Source organism: Phenylobacterium montanum (assembly GCF_018135625.1).
Taxonomy (GTDB): domain Bacteria; phylum Pseudomonadota; class Alphaproteobacteria; order Caulobacterales; family Caulobacteraceae; genus Poindextera; species Poindextera montana.
Window position 1 is genome coordinate 1,712,520 of the sequence record NZ_CP073078.1, and the last position, 13,175, is coordinate 1,725,694.

The window sequence follows — 13,175 nt, forward strand, 5'->3', positions numbered from 1 at the left end:
CTATGTGCGCGACAAGCTAGACATTTATACCTTAAGAAGTAATGTGGTGACTTGCCACATCAGGTAGTTCTCAGGTCGATGGGTCCGGTCGCATCAGGCGGCGTGCCGTTGCTCCGCCGGCAGCAGGGCGCCGACCACCAAGCGGCTCAGCATCCGCCCTTCCATCGGCAGGATGGCGTCGACGAAGCGATCCGTGGCGGTCGAACCCATGGCCGGCGGCGGCTTGAACAGGCTGGCCTCGACCTGGAAGGTCTCCTGCACCCCGTCGACCAGCAGGCCGACGATGCGATCCTCGTGCTGCACCACCACGGTGACATGCCGCGAGGAGGGATCGGTGCGGCCCAGGCCCAGGCGGTTTCTGAGGTCCAGCACCGGGATCACCGCGCCGCGCAGGTTGATCACGCCGCTGACATAGTCCGGCGTCTGCGGCATGGGCGTGGCCGGGGTCCAGCCACGAATCTCGCGCACCGTGCGGATGTCGATGCAGAATTCCTGCTCGGCGATCTCGAAGGAGATCAATTCGAGGACGGCGTCGGAGGAGGCGGCGGTGTCGTTCATGGGCGCATGTCCAATGGATCTGGGGCCTGGCTTGCGGACGGGAACTAGAATTCCTGCCAATCGCCGCCGGAGGCGGCGGGCTTGTTACGTATCGAGGCGGCCAGCCTGGCCTGGGCCTGGCCGACCGGGTTACGGGCGGGAGCGTGGCGGCCGGCCTGAGCCAGCTCGATGCGCGAGCCGCCGCGGCCGCTGTCGAAGCGGCTGACCAGAGAGGCCAGTTCCATGGCCTCCGCCTTCAGACTGGCGGCGGCGGCGGTGGCCTCCTCGACCATGGCGGCGTTCTGCTGGGTCACCTGGTCCATCTGGTTGACCGCGGTGTTGACCTGGGAGAGGCCCTGGGCCTGCTCTTGGCTGGACTTGGCGATCTCGGCGATCAGGCTGTCGATCTCGCTGACCTTGGCGACGATGCCGCCCAGCGCCTGGCCGGTGTCGCCCACCAGCTTCACCCCGCGCTGCACCTGTTCGGAGCTGGAGGCGATCAGGGCCTTGATCTCCTTGGCCGCCTCGGCCGAGCGTTGGGCCAGGGCCCGCACCTCCTGGGCGACCACCGCGAAGCCGCGGCCGGCGTCGCCCGCCCGCGCTGCTTCGACGCCCGCGTTCAGGGCCAGGAGATTGGTCTGGAAGGCGATCTCGTCGATCACCCCGATGATCTGGCTGATCTGGCCCGAGCTCTGCTCGATCTCGCCCATGGCCGCGACGGCTTCGTCCATCACCTTGCCCGAGCGCACCGCATCATCCTTCGCGCCCGACGCGGCGGCGTTGGCCTGCTTGGCGCCCTCGGCGCTGCGCTTGACCGTGGCGGTGACCTGATCGAGGGCCGCGGCGGTCTGCTCCAGGCTCGAGGCCTGCTGCTCGGTGCGGCGCGACAGGTCGTCCGAGGCCCCGGCGATCTCCTCCGAGCCGTTGCGCAGGCCGTTGGCCGCCTCGGCTATGGAGCGCATAGTCTGGGCGAGGCTGTCGATCGCCTGGTTGAAATCGCTGCGGATGTCCTGGAAGCGGCCCGGCAGGGAGGCGTCGATGCGCGCGCCGAGGTCGCCGCCGGCGACACGCTGCAGGGCGTCGCCCAGCACCTGCACCACCAGGGCCTCGGCCTCCTCGCTCTGGCGGCGCTCGCTCTCGGCGCGGCCCTGGTCGCGTTCGGCGCGGGTGATGTCGGTCAGCACGGCCACGATCTTGTCGGTGCGGCCAGCCTTGCCGGAGACCGGGCAGAAGGCGCCGGCGAAAGCCACCTCCGAGCCGCCGCGGCCCAGGCGCTGGAACTTGCCGCTCTTGGACTGGCCGTCGGCCAGGGCGCGCCAGAAAGCCTTGTAGTCGGCGCCTTGAGCTTCATCCGGGCGGACGAAGTTGCTGTCGCGGCGGCCCTTTAGGTCAGAAAGGGCATAGCCGGTGGCGCGCAAAAAGGCGTCGTTGGCGTCGAGGATGGTCCCGTCCAGGTCGAACTCCACCACGGCCTGGGCGCGCTGGATGGCGGCGCTCATCGCCTCCAACTCGGCCATCCTCGTGGCCTGCTGTTCGCTCGCCCGGTTGCCGCCGAAAAGACCCATGCCCGCCGCCCCTGATGTTCGAATCCCGGCGCCGCGCGAAAGAGATTCGCGGCGCCTCTCGATTAGGCCGGCTTATGGTTAAGAGGGCTTAAAGAGCGGCTGCGAAAGAACACTCGCCCTTGAGGACTAGGGCGCAGAAAAGGCACACCTTTTCCTTGTGATTCACAGTGGGTCGAACCACCGCCTCAGGCGCTGTTGGCGACGGCCGCCTTGGGTTCGGGATCGATGATGGCGCCGGTGATCCCGGCCGCAGTCAGGGCCTCCACCAGCTCCTGGATCGCCGCCTCGATCTCGCCGGCGTCGCGCCCGCGCAGCACCAGGTTCGCGCCGTAGCCCTCTGGGGTAAAGAAGGGATAGCTGCCCAGCGCCATGGCCGGATGCGCCCTGGCCACCTGTTCCAAGGGCTCGGCGATCACCCCTTCGCCGAAGCCCTCGACCCGGACCGTGCGCGACAGCACCACCGCCCCGCCCTTCAGCCGCCAGCCCACGTCCTCCAGCATGCCGCGCATCACCTGGGGCACGCCGGCCATGACGAAGACGTTGCCGATGGTGAAGCCGGGCGGGCCGCCGACCGGGTTCTTGACCAGCTCGCCGCCCTCCGGCACCCGCGCCATGCGCCGGCGGGCCGGGGTCAGCTCCACGCCCTGCCAGCGCGCCTGCATCATGGCGATGATCTCAGGGTGCTCGCTCAGCGGGACGCTGAAGGCCGCAGCCACTGCGTCGGCAGTGATGTCGTCATGGGTCGGGCCGATGCCGCCGGTGGTCAGCACATAGTCGTAGCGGGCGCGCAGGGCGTTCAGCGCGTCCACGATCTCCTCGTGCACGTCCGCCACGACCCGCGCCTCGGCCAGGTCCACCCCGTGGGTTCCGAGGAACTTGGCGATGGCGTTCAGGTTGGTGTCCTGGGTGCGGCCGGAGAGGATCTCGTCGCCTATGATCAGGACGGCGGCCGTCACCCGCTCGGTGGTCGCATTCACGGCTCAGCTCTCCTATGGTCCGGCCCAGGTTCCTTTTCGCTATCCGAGTTAGGCTTCCGATGCAGTTCCCGCAACCGCTGGAGCACGGCGTGCTGCTGCAGCGCTACAAGCGCTTCTTCGCCGACGTGCGCATGGACGATGGGCGCCAGATCACCGCCCACTGCCCCAACCCCGGCGCCATGCTGGGGCTGAACATGCCGGGCCTGGGCTGCTGGCTCTCGCGCTCCGACGATCCCAAGCGCAAGCTGGCCCATACCCTGGAACTGGTGGAGGTCGAAGGCGGCCTCGTCGGCATCAACACCCTGCACCCCAACCGCCTGGTCGCCGAGGCCCTGACCGAGGATCGAATCCCCGAGGTCTCGGGCTATGCCGTGCATCGGCGGGAGGTCCGCTATGGCGAGAACAGCCGGGTGGATTTCCTGCTGGAAGACGAGGGCCGCCGCTGCTGGCTGGAGATCAAGAACTGCCACCTGATGCGCCAGGCGGGCGTGGCGGAGTTCCCCGACTGCGTGGCGGCGCGCTCGCTGAAGCATCTGCGTGAGCTTGCGGCGATGGTTCAGGCCGGCGATCGCGCCGTGGCCCTGTTCGTCGTACAACGCACAGACTGCGACCGCTTCAGCGCCTGCCGCGACCTGGACCCGGCCTTTGCGCGCGGACTCGACGAGGCGGCCGAGGCGGGCGTCGAGGTGCTGGTCTATGCCTGCGAGATGGACGTGCAGGCGGTCAGGATCGCACGGCGGATTCCTTGGCTCGGTAGCGCTGGCGAAGGGGGGCGCGCCGTCGTCGGGCTGACGTAGTCGCCGACGCTAGGATTCACGCATGCGGCGGTACTAGACCCATTGCAGTCGCCAGGTACATCCAGGATTTTAGGTGCATGAGAGAACATGACGCCGCGGCTGAAGCGCGGCTTTTTGATCGATTCGATTGTTGCCTCCCGTATGGCGACAAGCACGCAGCGTCGGGATTGATCGGTGAGGGCATTGAGATTTCCGTCAACGGTGCGTTTGGAGTGCTGGAGGAAATTTGTAATCCTCCTCCATCGGAGGATGTCTCATCTTCCCGCCGTCTCGATCTCCTCAACGAGTGGTGTGAGGTAAAGGGTCTGGATTTTCACCCTCTTGCCCGGCCGATCAGTCGGGTGGCAGCCTCAATGATCCGAGGTCTTCACGCGTCAGCCGAAGAATGCCTTGGCCTGATCGTCACCATTAGCCAATACCCAGCGCAGCGCGCGGCCCTGAACATCGTCGCCTCAGCCCTGGCCCCCGATGACGCGGAAGGCCAGGATCGCGTCGGCGACTTGGAGAGCGAAATCCGAGGTAGGTGGGACGGGATGGGCGTCTGAAGCCAATGGCAGAAATCCGCCTATCCGAGCCCTTAGGAACGACGGGTTTCGGGGAGCCGAACGGGCGCAAGTACGGAAGGCGTTGTCCGTATCGCAGTTGAGATACATACTGGCCCGCGATCACCAGGAGACTCCGATGGCCCAGACCACGATGCTGCATGTTCGGGTCGACAACGACTTGAAGGCCGATGCTGCGGAAAAGCTCGCCAGCTTCGGCCTGACGGTTTCCGACGCCGTGCGAATCCTGCTTACCCGCATCGTCAAGGAGGGCGGGTTGCCGGCCGGGCTTGCGGCCGACCCCAACGCCTATGACGCTTGGTTCCGGATGAAGGTCCATGAGGCTTTGGACGACACGCGGCCTGCAGTTGATCATCGGCAAGTGATGGACGAAGCACAGGTGCTGATCGACAGGAAGCGGCGTGCTGGCGCTTGAATGGCGGCAAGCGGCGCGCGCCGACCTGCTGGCGATCGTCGATTTCATCTCTGACGACAATCCCGAAGCAGCCCAGCGTTTGAAGGATCAGATCGAGGCCAAGGCGGCGAAACTCGCAACGCGTCCCAAGCTCTACCGGCACGGCCGCGTCCCCGGGACCCGCGAGATGTTGGTCCGGCCGAGCTATGTCGTGATCTACATGGAAAACGCCCGCGCGGTGACGATCCTGCGCATCTTGCATACGGCGCGGCAGTGGCCGCAACCTTAAGAAATATGACCGCGCCTCAGGCCCTGTTGACCGTATTGCCCTTGATCTGCGGCGAGCCGTCGGCGGCGAGGTCTAGGCGGGTGCTGGCGAGGCGAGCTGGCCCCTTCAAAGCGGCGTTGAGGTCGTCGATGGCGGCCTTGGTCCCTGGCCGCTTGGCGATCAGGTAGCGCAGGGATATGCGTTCGTGGTCGGCGGCGTCGGGCTGGGTGCCGTGCAGGGTGCAGGCGTGCCAGATGGCGACAAAGCCGGTCTCGCCGGTCAGGATGCGCTGGGCGCAGGCCACCTCCTGCCCCGCCCGGTCACCATAGAGCCAGGCCTCGCCGTCGCGGCGCAGGTCGTGCGGGAACACCGTCGCCCCCAGGGCGTGGCTGCCGTCCAGCAGGTACAGCGGCGCGTCGGCCCGGGTTACCGGATGCAGGTAGCAGTAGAGGGTGACGAAATCGGCGTCGCGGTCCTTGAAGTCGATCAGGTCCTGGTGAAAGTCGATGCCGTAGAAATAGGTGACGTCTCGATACTCGGGCCGCACATAGGGGCCGAGGTTGTTGACCAGGTCGTCGCCGATCTTGTCCTTGACCCACCCCGGGATCGCGCTCTGGGGCACGCCGCAGACGATCTTGCGGTTCAGGACCTCCCAGCCCTGCCCCAAAAGCGCGTCCAGGGCGCCCGTGACCATCGGCGAGCCCTCGACGAAACCCAGGCGGTCGGCGAACCGGTCCAGCAGGTTGCGCCCGGGGCGCGGATTGACGCCGGTATATTGCGGGTTCGCCTCGAAGCTCGCCTGGTCGAGGAACAGCGCCTGACCGAAGCTGCGGTCTGCGCGGATCTCGGCCAGCAGGGCGGCGGCGGCCTCGGCGTCTACGGGCGCGGGCAGGATGTGCCGGCCATGCTCGGTAAAGTCGGAGACGGCGGCGGAGGTCGCCGGCTGGGTTTCGCCAAAGGCCATGGCCAGGTCCTTGAGGGGTCCAATAGCGCCCGAGACTTTCCCATTGTAGTTAATGGCGGCTGAAACCCGGCTGCGACGTAATGCGTCACGTCGGCGCGGCGGCGCGAACGCCATTCGAAGCTATCCTTAACCCGTCATCAATAACGTCGGTCCCGACCACACGGCTTTGAGGCATCCCGATGATCCCGACGGACGAGACCCTGCGCACGCTGCTGAAGCGTCACCTCGACGACCACGACCTGATCGCCAATCTCGCCTCGTTCGGCCGGCGCATGCATTTCATGAAGCCGTTCGCGCACTACGAAGTGTTCCAGAAGGTGCGCGACCTGCCGGGCGACATCGTCGAGTGCGGCGTCTACAAGGGCGCCTCGCTTCTGACCTTCGCGCGGTTCCTGGAGACCTTCTGTCCCGGCGACCGGACGCGGAAGGTGATCGGCTTCGACCACTTCAAGGGCCTGGCGATCCGCACCGACAAGGACGGAACGGACGCACGGGTCAAGAACACGCCGGAGGGGTGGAACTCTTCGGGCTTCCAGGAGACGCTGTACGCCCTGGTCGACGCCTTCAACCAGGACAGCTTCGTGCCTCAGCGCGCGCGGGTCGAGCTGGTGGACGGGGATGTGAGCGAGACGGCGGCGCGCTATGCGGCCGACAATCCGGGCCTCAGGATTTCCCTGCTGCACCTGGACATGGATCTCTACGCCCCGACCCTGGCGGCGCTTGAGGCCTTTTGGCCCAGGATCGTGACGGGCGGCGTGGTCCTGTTCGACGAATTCGCCATCCGCGAATGGCCGGGAGAGACCGAAGCGGTCGAAACCTTCTTCAAGGGCGCGGTTCCGCGGATCGAGAAGTTCGGCTGGACCTCCGCGCCCGGCGGTTTCCTGGTCAAGGCCTGACATGGAAAACCAACCGATCGGCCGGGCCTGCTTCGTCTGCGGTTCGGCCGCGGGCGTGCGGATGTTCGACCAGGCGATCGAGGTCTGCGGCCTCGGGCCCGTCCGCTATGGCCTGCGCTGCTGCGATGGTTGCGGGCTGGTGCTGCAGGATCCGGCGGTGTCGCCGCAGACCATGGCGCGGCAATACGCCATGTTCTCGAACTACCTGGCGTTCGGCGACGGCGATCCGCCGCTGTCGTCGACCGCCGCCCGGATGCTCGACTGCGTCGCGCGCGCCGACCTGAAGCCGGGGCGGGTCTACGACGTCGGGGCCGCGGCCGGCTTCATGCTCTGGCACTTAAGGGCCCAGGGGTGGAAGGTCGGCGGGTGCGATCCGTCGCCGGCCGCCGTCGCCCAGGCCAAGGCCCGCTTCGGCGTGGAGCTCGACACCGGAACCGGTGAAATCACCCTCAAGGACCACGCCGGCCTCGATCTCGTCACCATGAGCCATGTGCTCGAACACATCTACGATCCGGCGGCGGCCCTCGGCGTCGTCCGGGCGGCCCTGGCCGAGGGCGGTCATCTGCTGATCGAAGTGCCGTGCCTGACGGCGCCCGAGATCAACCCGCCCGGGCTGTTCATGATGGAGCACCTCAACTACTTCGAGGCCGGCTCGCTGAAAAACCTGCTCTCCGGCGCCGGGTTCGAGATCGTGGACAGTGAAGTCACGCTGGATTTCTTCCCCTTCCCGGTCATCACCGTCCTGGCGCGAAAGGCCAGCGCCACCGGCGGAGCCGGCCTGGTCAACGGGTTCGCCGACAACCTGCGCTTCCTGGAGACCTATGCCGGCGTCGACGCCGAACGATGGCGCTCGGTCGACGCCCGCCTGCGGTCGGCGCTGGCGGAGGGGGAAGAGGTCTATGTCTGGGGCGCAGGCATCCATACCTCGACGCTGCTGACACGGACCTCGCTGGAGACTTGGGCCAATATCCTGGCGATTACCGACCGCGACAGCCAGAAGCATGGCCATAGGCTCGGCCATCATCCTGTCGTCGAACCGGACGCTGCGCTGCAGAGCGGGCGCAAGATCGTGATCTCGTCCTATGTTTCGGAAAAGGCGATCGCAGCGAGCCTTGGGGGCCAGGGCGTGGCGCCGGACCGCAACGTCCGCCTCTACACTTGAGCGGGCAGGCCTACGTGGCGGCCGATATGCGACCACGGCGCAATCTGGCCGTTGAAGATTTGTGCTATCGTTGCGACATAAGGGCCGCCGCCCCATCTTGGCGGCCACAGTGACCGGACTACAGGAACACCCATGAACGATCTTGCCCTGGAAGCCTCCGCCACACGGCGCGGCAATGGCATCAAGATCCATACGCCCGACGAGTTCGAGGGCATGCGCCGCGCCGGCAAGCTGGCGGCGGAGTGCCTCGACATGCTGACCCCGCATGTGAAGCCGGGCGCGGTGACCGACGAGCTGGACCGGCTGGCGCGGGAGTTCATCCTCGACCACGGCGCCCTGCCCGCCTGCCTGTTCTATCGCGGCTACGCCAAGACCCTGTGCATTTCGCCCAACCACGTGGTCTGCCACGGCATTCCCGGCTCCAGGACCCTGCGCGACGGCGAGATCGCCAATATCGACGTGACCGTGGTGGTCGATGGCTGGCACGGCGACACCAGCCGCATGTACCTGGTGGGCGACGTTCCCACCCGCGCCCGGCGCCTGGTGGACATCACCTATGAGGCCCTTGACCGGGGCCTCGCCGCCGCCAAGCCTGGCGCGCGCCTGGGCGACATCGGCTATGCGATCCAGTCCTATGTGGAAGCCCAGCGCTGCTCGGTGGTGCGCGACTTCTGCGGCCACGGCCTGGGGCGCGTGTTCCACGACAATCCCAATATCCTGCATTTCGGCCGCCGCGGCGAAGGCGCGGTGCTGAAACCTGGCATGTTCTTCACCATCGAGCCGATGGTGAACCTCGGCAAGCCGCAGGTGAAGCTGCTCTCCGACGGCTGGACGGCGGTCACCCGCGACAAGTCGCTGTCGGCCCAGTGCGAGCATTCGGTGGGGATCACCGAGGACGGCCTCGAGATCTTCACCCTCTCGCCCGCCGGCCTCTACCGCCCGGCCGCCGCCTGAGCAACGCCGCCGATCATTCGGACCACAGGGAGCGCCTGCGCGAGCGTGCGCTGAAGGGCGGCCTGGGCGCTTTGCCCGACTATGAACTGCTCGAGCTTTTCCTGTTCCGCTCGATCCCGCGCAAAGACGTGAAGCCGCTGGCCAAAGCGCTGCTGGCCCGGTTCGGCGACCTGGGCGGGGTGCTGGGCGCCTCCATCCCCGAACTGCGCGCCGTCAGCGGTATCGGCGAGGCCGTGGCCCTGGACCTGAAGCTGCTGCACGAGGCGGCGATCCGGCAGGGCCGCGCGCCGGTGGCCAAGCGGCCCCTGATCGGCTCGGCCAGCCAACTGCACGCCTATATCCGGCTGGCCCTGGCCAATGAGGCGCGCGAGCAGTTCCGGGTGCTGTTCCTCGACAAAAAGAACCAGCTGATCGCCGACGAGGTGATGAACCACGGCACGGTCGACCAGGCGCCCGTCTATCCGCGCGAGGTGATGCGCCGGGCGCTTGAGCTCTCATCCAGCGCGGTGATCCTTCTGCACAACCACCCCTCCGGCGACCCGAACCCCTCGTCCGCCGACGTGACCATGACCAGGCTGGTGGTCGAGGCCGGCAAGCCCCTGGGCGTCACCGTGCACGACCACCTGATCGTCGGCCGGCAGGGCGTTGCGAGCCTGAAGGGGCTGGGGTTGTTCTAAGGCCGACCCAGCCGCTCCAGCGTCGCCGGATCAACCTCGCCGTCATAGAAGCGCCGCAGCGCCTCGCCGAACACCGGCTGCTCGGGCGCGACCGCGGCGAACAGGGTCAGGCAGGAGCGGAACTTCATGTCGTCGGGCGAGCCGAAGATCTCGTGGGCGGTCTTCTCCGGCGCCGCCGTCACGATCGCCGTCAGCTCGCGCAGCCGCGGCCCCAGGACCGGGTGGGCCAGATAGGCCAGCGCCTCGGCGCGGCCGGTGATGGCATAGCGCTGGGCCATGGGGCTGAAGCCCAGTCCGGCGATCTGGGGAAAGATGAACCACATCCAATGGCTGGCCTTGCGCCCGCGCCTCAGCTCCTCGCGCACCCGGTCGATCACGCCGTCCTGGGCCTCGACGAAGCGCTGCAGGTCGAACGGATCGGCGCCGGTCATGGCTCAGGCCGCCGCCTTGGCTCCGGCGCGGGTCAGCCGGGCCTTGGCGACCTGGTTCGCGATCAGGTGGGTCGGGCGGTGTTCGTCGATCGAGCGCTGCAGAATCTCGCCCAGGGTCTCGGTCAGGCGGGCGAGCTTGGCGTCGACCCAGGCGCGGTCGAAGGCTTCGCCCAGCTCCAGCGCGCGGATCTCCGCCGCCACATTGATGATCCCGCCGCCGTTGATCACATAGTCGGGGGCGTAGATCAGGCCCTTTTCGTAGAGGGCCTGGCCGGCCTCGGCGCTGGCCAGCTGGTTGTTGGCGCCGCCGGCGATGATGCGGGCGCGGATGCGGGCCAGGGTCTCGATCGAGATGGCGCCGCCGAGGGCGCAGGGGGCGAAGACGTCGCAATCCGTGTCGAAGATGGCGCCGGGCGCGACCAGCTCAGCTCCGGTGCGGTCGGCCACCTGTTCGGCATGGGTCATGTTGGCGTCGGTGATGGTCAGGACCGCGCCGGCAGCGGCCAGCTTGTCGGCCAGGGCGCCGCCGACATTGCCGACACCCTGTATGGCCACCCGCACCCCGTCGAGCTCGCGGCCCAGGGCGCGGCGCACGCACAGCTGCAGGCCGCGGAACACGCCCTCGGCGGTGACCGGGCTGGGATCGCCCGAGGCCGCGTCGTGTCCCTCCAGCCCCGCCACGTAGCGGGTGCGGCGGCGGGTGTGGGCCAGGTCGGCGGGCGAGACCCCCACGTCCTCCGCCGCCCAGTAGCGGCCGCCCAGCTGCTCCACCGCCTCGCCGAAGGCCTCGAACAGGGCTGGGGTCTTCTGGGTGCGGGAATCGCCGATGATCACCGACTTTCCGCCGCCGAGCTCCAGGTCGGCCACCGCGTTCTTGTAGGACATGGCCCGCGACAGGCGCAGGGCGTCGTCCAGGGCCGCCTGGTCGTTCTCGTAGGCCCACATGCGCACGCCCCCGGCGGCGGGCCCGCGGACCGTGGAGTGCACGGCGATGATCGCCTTCAGCCCGGAAGCTTCGTCGAAGAAGGCGTGGACCCCTTCGTGGCCCTCGAAGGCCGGGGACTGGAACAGGGGCATGGGCGGGGCTTTCTAGCGGGTGGCCTGGACGGTCGGCTTCTCGGCCGGCGTCGGCGCGCCGGGAATGGGCGGTGTGTGCGACGCCAAGCGCGCCGCGGGGTCGCGGATATAGCCTTCGATGTCGCGCCAGACCACCCCCGCCTGCTTGTCGACCAACAGCAGGTGCCAGCCGTTGGGATAGAGGGCCGAGCGGTCGTCCGGCCGCAGTTTGCGGGCCGCCTCGAAGTGGGAATGCAGGGGTATGATCTGGTCGTGCTTTCCGGCGAGGTAGAGGGCCGGAATACTTGTCTGCCCGGCCTTCTCCCAGGCGGTCTGCATCAGGTCGACCAGGCCATACAGAGTGTCGGTGCGCGCGCCCCAGATCATCAGGGGATCGCGGCCCATGTGGCGCAGCTCGTCGATATTGTCGCTAGCGAGAATGTGGTTTTCCAGGAACCGCGGCGGGTTCATCACCAGTGGGCCGTCGATGTGGGCGGTCAGCCACAGGGCCGCGCTGTTGGGCCAGGGCTGGCTGGACCAGCCCCACACGGCTGGCGAGACCAGGACCAGCCGGTCCGCGGCCGGCGGCCGGTCGGAGGAGAAGGCGTCGATGGCCACAGCCGCGCCCATGCTCTCCCCAGCCACGGCGATGATCGCGTGCGGATAGCGCTGGCGGGCCAGGGCGGTGATCGTGCGCAGGTCCTCGGCCATCAGGTCCTGGCCGCCCCAGACGCCTCGCGCCGGCGAGCGGCCGAAGCCGCGCTGGTCATAGGCGATGGTCGTGATCCCGTCCTGGGCCCATTGTTCGCCGGCCAAGTGGAAGGCGTTGGCATAGTCGTTCATGCCGTGCAGGCCGATCACCACCGCCCAGGGCTCGCCGGTGGCAGGGTCCCATTCGCTGAGGCCGAGCCGGGCGCCGTCGAAGCTGACGAAGGCGTGCTCCTCCAGCCGCGGCCCCTGGAAAGTGACATCGGGCTTGCCGGCCAGCTGGGTCACCGGCGCGCAGGCGGCCAGCAGCATAAGGACGGCGGCGGTCAGGACAGCTCGGATCATGCGGCCAACATGGAGACTATGCGCGTGCGCAAATATGGCGCCGCTTCGTCTTCGAACCAGGGATTCTTCTTCAGCCAGGCGGTGTTGCGCCAGGAGGGGTGCGGCAGGGGCATCAGGTCGGGCAGGAGCGACCGCCAGGCGGCCACCGTCTCGGTCATGTTGGCGCCGGCCCGCTTTCCGAGCGCCCAGGCCTGGGCGTAGGAGCCGACCAGCAGGGTCAGCTTCACCTGCGGCAGTTCAGCCAGCAGCCGCTGTCGCCAAAGCGCGGCGCAGCGCGGCGGCGGGGGATAGTCCCCGCCCTTGGGCGCCGTGCCGGGATAGCAGAAGGCCATCGCCGCGACGCCTATCGCCGGGTGACCGTAGAAGGTCCCGCGATCGACGCCCATCCAGGCGCGCAGCCGATCGCCGGAGGGATCGTCGAACGGCAGGCCGCTCTCGTGCACCCGCCGCCCCGGCGCCTGGCCGCAGATCAGGATGCGCGTGTCGGCGCTGACCCGCACCACCGGCCGCGGCTCGTACGGCAACTCCTCCGCACAGGCCCGGCAGGCTCTGATCTCGGCAAGGACGGCGTCCAGGGACATGGCCCCTGTCTAGCGTGCGTCGCCGCCGGGCTCCAGACGACCGGGGGACGCAGGGGGCGTCAGGGCAGCCGCAGCCGATACACCCCTTTGAAACTGTCCGGGTCGGCCGGCTTGCCATGGCGGGTGATGACCAGCCGCTCCTGGCGGGCGAGGCCGATGGCGGTGGCGCGGACCTGGCCCAGCATGCGCCGCCAGCCCTCGGCGTCCACCGCCCGCGCCACCTGCTCGGGCGAGACCGACTTGCCGGGTTCGAGCCCCTTCAGGAGGTCGAAAATGGCCTCTTCGATGGGAGAACGCACC

At 68.2% G+C, this 13,175-nt stretch carries 17 protein-coding genes; 8 read left to right on the forward strand and 9 right to left on the reverse strand.

Features of this window, described 5'->3' with window-relative positions; genetic code table 11:
- Positions 1-93 precede the first annotated feature (93 nt).
- From KCG34_RS07530 to KCG34_RS07540, 3 genes are all read right to left on the reverse strand, one after another.
- On the reverse strand, positions 94-558 hold the full coding sequence (locus KCG34_RS07530; RefSeq protein ID WP_211939764.1) for a chemotaxis protein CheW: 465 nt from the start codon (positions 556-558) through the stop codon (positions 94-96).
- A 44-nt stretch (positions 559-602) separates the two neighbouring features.
- On the reverse strand, positions 603-2,102 hold the full coding sequence (locus KCG34_RS07535) for a methyl-accepting chemotaxis protein (protein WP_211939765.1): 1,500 nt from the start codon (positions 2,100-2,102) through the stop codon (positions 603-605).
- 185 nt (positions 2,103-2,287) lie between these two features.
- Positions 2,288-3,079 carry a competence/damage-inducible protein A gene (locus tag KCG34_RS07540; RefSeq protein WP_211939766.1) on the reverse strand — a complete coding sequence of 264 codons (792 nt, stop codon included), beginning with the start codon at positions 3,077-3,079 and terminating at the stop codon, positions 2,288-2,290.
- A gap of 59 nt (positions 3,080-3,138) precedes the next feature.
- On the opposite strand from KCG34_RS07540, the gene sfsA reads away from it, so the two are divergent.
- The 4 genes from sfsA (at position 3,139) to KCG34_RS07560 (ending at position 5,122) form a co-directional block, all read left to right on the forward strand.
- Positions 3,139-3,876, forward strand: a complete 738-nt coding sequence (gene sfsA / locus KCG34_RS07545) for a DNA/RNA nuclease SfsA (protein WP_211939767.1) — start codon at positions 3,139-3,141, stop codon at positions 3,874-3,876.
- A gap of 77 nt (positions 3,877-3,953) precedes the next feature.
- On the forward strand, positions 3,954-4,421 hold the full coding sequence (locus KCG34_RS07550; RefSeq protein WP_211939768.1) for a hypothetical protein: 468 nt from the start codon (positions 3,954-3,956) through the stop codon (positions 4,419-4,421).
- A 136-nt stretch (positions 4,422-4,557) separates the two neighbouring features.
- A complete protein-coding gene (locus KCG34_RS07555) occupies positions 4,558-4,854 on the forward strand; it encodes a type II toxin-antitoxin system RelB/DinJ family antitoxin (protein ID WP_211939769.1) in 297 nt (98 codons plus the stop codon).
- Positions 4,841-5,122, forward strand: a complete 282-nt coding sequence (locus KCG34_RS07560; protein ID WP_211939770.1) for a type II toxin-antitoxin system RelE/ParE family toxin — start codon at positions 4,841-4,843, stop codon at positions 5,120-5,122. The genes KCG34_RS07555 and KCG34_RS07560 overlap by 14 nt, the downstream gene beginning before the upstream one ends.
- A 16-nt stretch (positions 5,123-5,138) precedes the next feature.
- On the opposite strand, the gene KCG34_RS07565 is transcribed toward KCG34_RS07560, so the two are convergent.
- Positions 5,139-6,065, reverse strand: a complete 927-nt coding sequence (locus KCG34_RS07565) for a phytanoyl-CoA dioxygenase family protein (protein ID WP_211939771.1) — start codon at positions 6,063-6,065, stop codon at positions 5,139-5,141.
- Positions 6,066-6,244: 179 nt separating this feature from the next.
- Here KCG34_RS07565 and KCG34_RS07570 point away from each other — a divergent pair, with 179 nt between their 5' ends.
- From KCG34_RS07570 to radC, 4 genes are all read left to right on the forward strand, one after another.
- The gene (locus KCG34_RS07570) at positions 6,245-6,961 is read left to right on the forward strand and encodes a TylF/MycF/NovP-related O-methyltransferase (protein WP_211939772.1); all 717 of its coding nucleotides are present in this window, start codon (positions 6,245-6,247) and stop codon (positions 6,959-6,961) included.
- A 1-nt stretch (position 6,962) separates the two neighbouring features.
- A complete protein-coding gene (locus KCG34_RS07575; protein WP_211939773.1) occupies positions 6,963-8,123 on the forward strand; it encodes a class I SAM-dependent methyltransferase in 1,161 nt (386 codons plus the stop codon).
- Between the two features lie 132 nt (positions 8,124-8,255).
- Positions 8,256-9,077, forward strand: a complete 822-nt coding sequence (gene map, locus KCG34_RS07580) for a type I methionyl aminopeptidase (protein WP_211939774.1) — start codon at positions 8,256-8,258, stop codon at positions 9,075-9,077.
- A 71-nt stretch (positions 9,078-9,148) separates the two neighbouring features.
- Positions 9,149-9,754: a RadC family protein gene (radC, locus tag KCG34_RS07585; protein WP_249138259.1), complete on the forward strand. Its 606-nt coding sequence runs from the start codon at positions 9,149-9,151 to the stop codon at positions 9,752-9,754.
- On the opposite strand, the gene KCG34_RS07590 is transcribed toward radC, so the two are convergent.
- The 5 genes from KCG34_RS07590 to KCG34_RS07610 are packed head-to-tail and all read right to left on the reverse strand — an operon-like array spanning position 9,751 to position 13,174.
- On the reverse strand, positions 9,751-10,185 hold the full coding sequence (locus KCG34_RS07590; RefSeq protein ID WP_211939775.1) for a DUF1810 domain-containing protein: 435 nt from the start codon (positions 10,183-10,185) through the stop codon (positions 9,751-9,753). The genes radC and KCG34_RS07590 overlap by 4 nt on opposite strands.
- Before the next feature lie 3 nt (positions 10,186-10,188).
- Positions 10,189-11,262 (reverse strand): Glu/Leu/Phe/Val family dehydrogenase, encoded by a 1,074-nt coding sequence (locus KCG34_RS07595; protein ID WP_211939776.1) that lies wholly within the window; start codon positions 11,260-11,262, stop codon positions 10,189-10,191.
- A 12-nt stretch (positions 11,263-11,274) separates the two neighbouring features.
- Positions 11,275-12,294 carry an alpha/beta fold hydrolase gene (locus KCG34_RS07600; protein ID WP_211939777.1) on the reverse strand — a complete coding sequence of 340 codons (1,020 nt, stop codon included), beginning with the start codon at positions 12,292-12,294 and terminating at the stop codon, positions 11,275-11,277.
- Entirely contained in the window at positions 12,291-12,875 is a 585-nt protein-coding gene (locus KCG34_RS07605) for a uracil-DNA glycosylase family protein (RefSeq protein ID WP_211939778.1), read from the reverse strand. Before KCG34_RS07605 ends, KCG34_RS07600 begins: the two co-directional genes overlap by 4 nt.
- 59 nt (positions 12,876-12,934) lie before the next feature.
- Entirely contained in the window at positions 12,935-13,174 is a 240-nt protein-coding gene (locus KCG34_RS07610) for a DUF3253 domain-containing protein (protein WP_211939779.1), read from the reverse strand.
- Position 13,175 lies beyond the last annotated feature (1 nt).

Bases quoted from the DNA above. Each gene is read 5' to 3' on its own strand.
- KCG34_RS07530 (WP_211939764.1), bottom strand. From the start codon at position 558: ATGAACGACACCGCCGCCTCCTCCGACGCCGTCCTCGAATTGATCTCC.
- KCG34_RS07535 (WP_211939765.1), bottom strand. From the start codon at position 2,102: ATGGGTCTTTTCGGCGGCAACCGGGCGAGCGAACAGCAGGCCACGAGG.
- sfsA (WP_211939767.1), top strand. From the start codon at position 3,139: ATGCAGTTCCCGCAACCGCTGGAGCACGGCGTGCTGCTGCAGCGCTAC.
- KCG34_RS07550 (WP_211939768.1), top strand. From the start codon at position 3,954: ATGAGAGAACATGACGCCGCGGCTGAAGCGCGGCTTTTTGATCGATTC.
- KCG34_RS07555 (WP_211939769.1), top strand. From the start codon at position 4,558: ATGGCCCAGACCACGATGCTGCATGTTCGGGTCGACAACGACTTGAAG.
- KCG34_RS07565 (WP_211939771.1), bottom strand. From the start codon at position 6,065: ATGGCCTTTGGCGAAACCCAGCCGGCGACCTCCGCCGCCGTCTCCGAC.
- KCG34_RS07570 (WP_211939772.1), top strand. From the start codon at position 6,245: ATGATCCCGACGGACGAGACCCTGCGCACGCTGCTGAAGCGTCACCTC.
- KCG34_RS07575 (WP_211939773.1), top strand. From the start codon at position 6,963: ATGGAAAACCAACCGATCGGCCGGGCCTGCTTCGTCTGCGGTTCGGCC.
- map (WP_211939774.1), top strand. From the start codon at position 8,256: ATGAACGATCTTGCCCTGGAAGCCTCCGCCACACGGCGCGGCAATGGC.
- KCG34_RS07590 (WP_211939775.1), bottom strand. From the start codon at position 10,185: ATGACCGGCGCCGATCCGTTCGACCTGCAGCGCTTCGTCGAGGCCCAG.
- KCG34_RS07595 (WP_211939776.1), bottom strand. From the start codon at position 11,262: ATGCCCCTGTTCCAGTCCCCGGCCTTCGAGGGCCACGAAGGGGTCCAC.
- KCG34_RS07600 (WP_211939777.1), bottom strand. From the start codon at position 12,294: ATGATCCGAGCTGTCCTGACCGCCGCCGTCCTTATGCTGCTGGCCGCC.
- KCG34_RS07605 (WP_211939778.1), bottom strand. From the start codon at position 12,875: ATGTCCCTGGACGCCGTCCTTGCCGAGATCAGAGCCTGCCGGGCCTGT.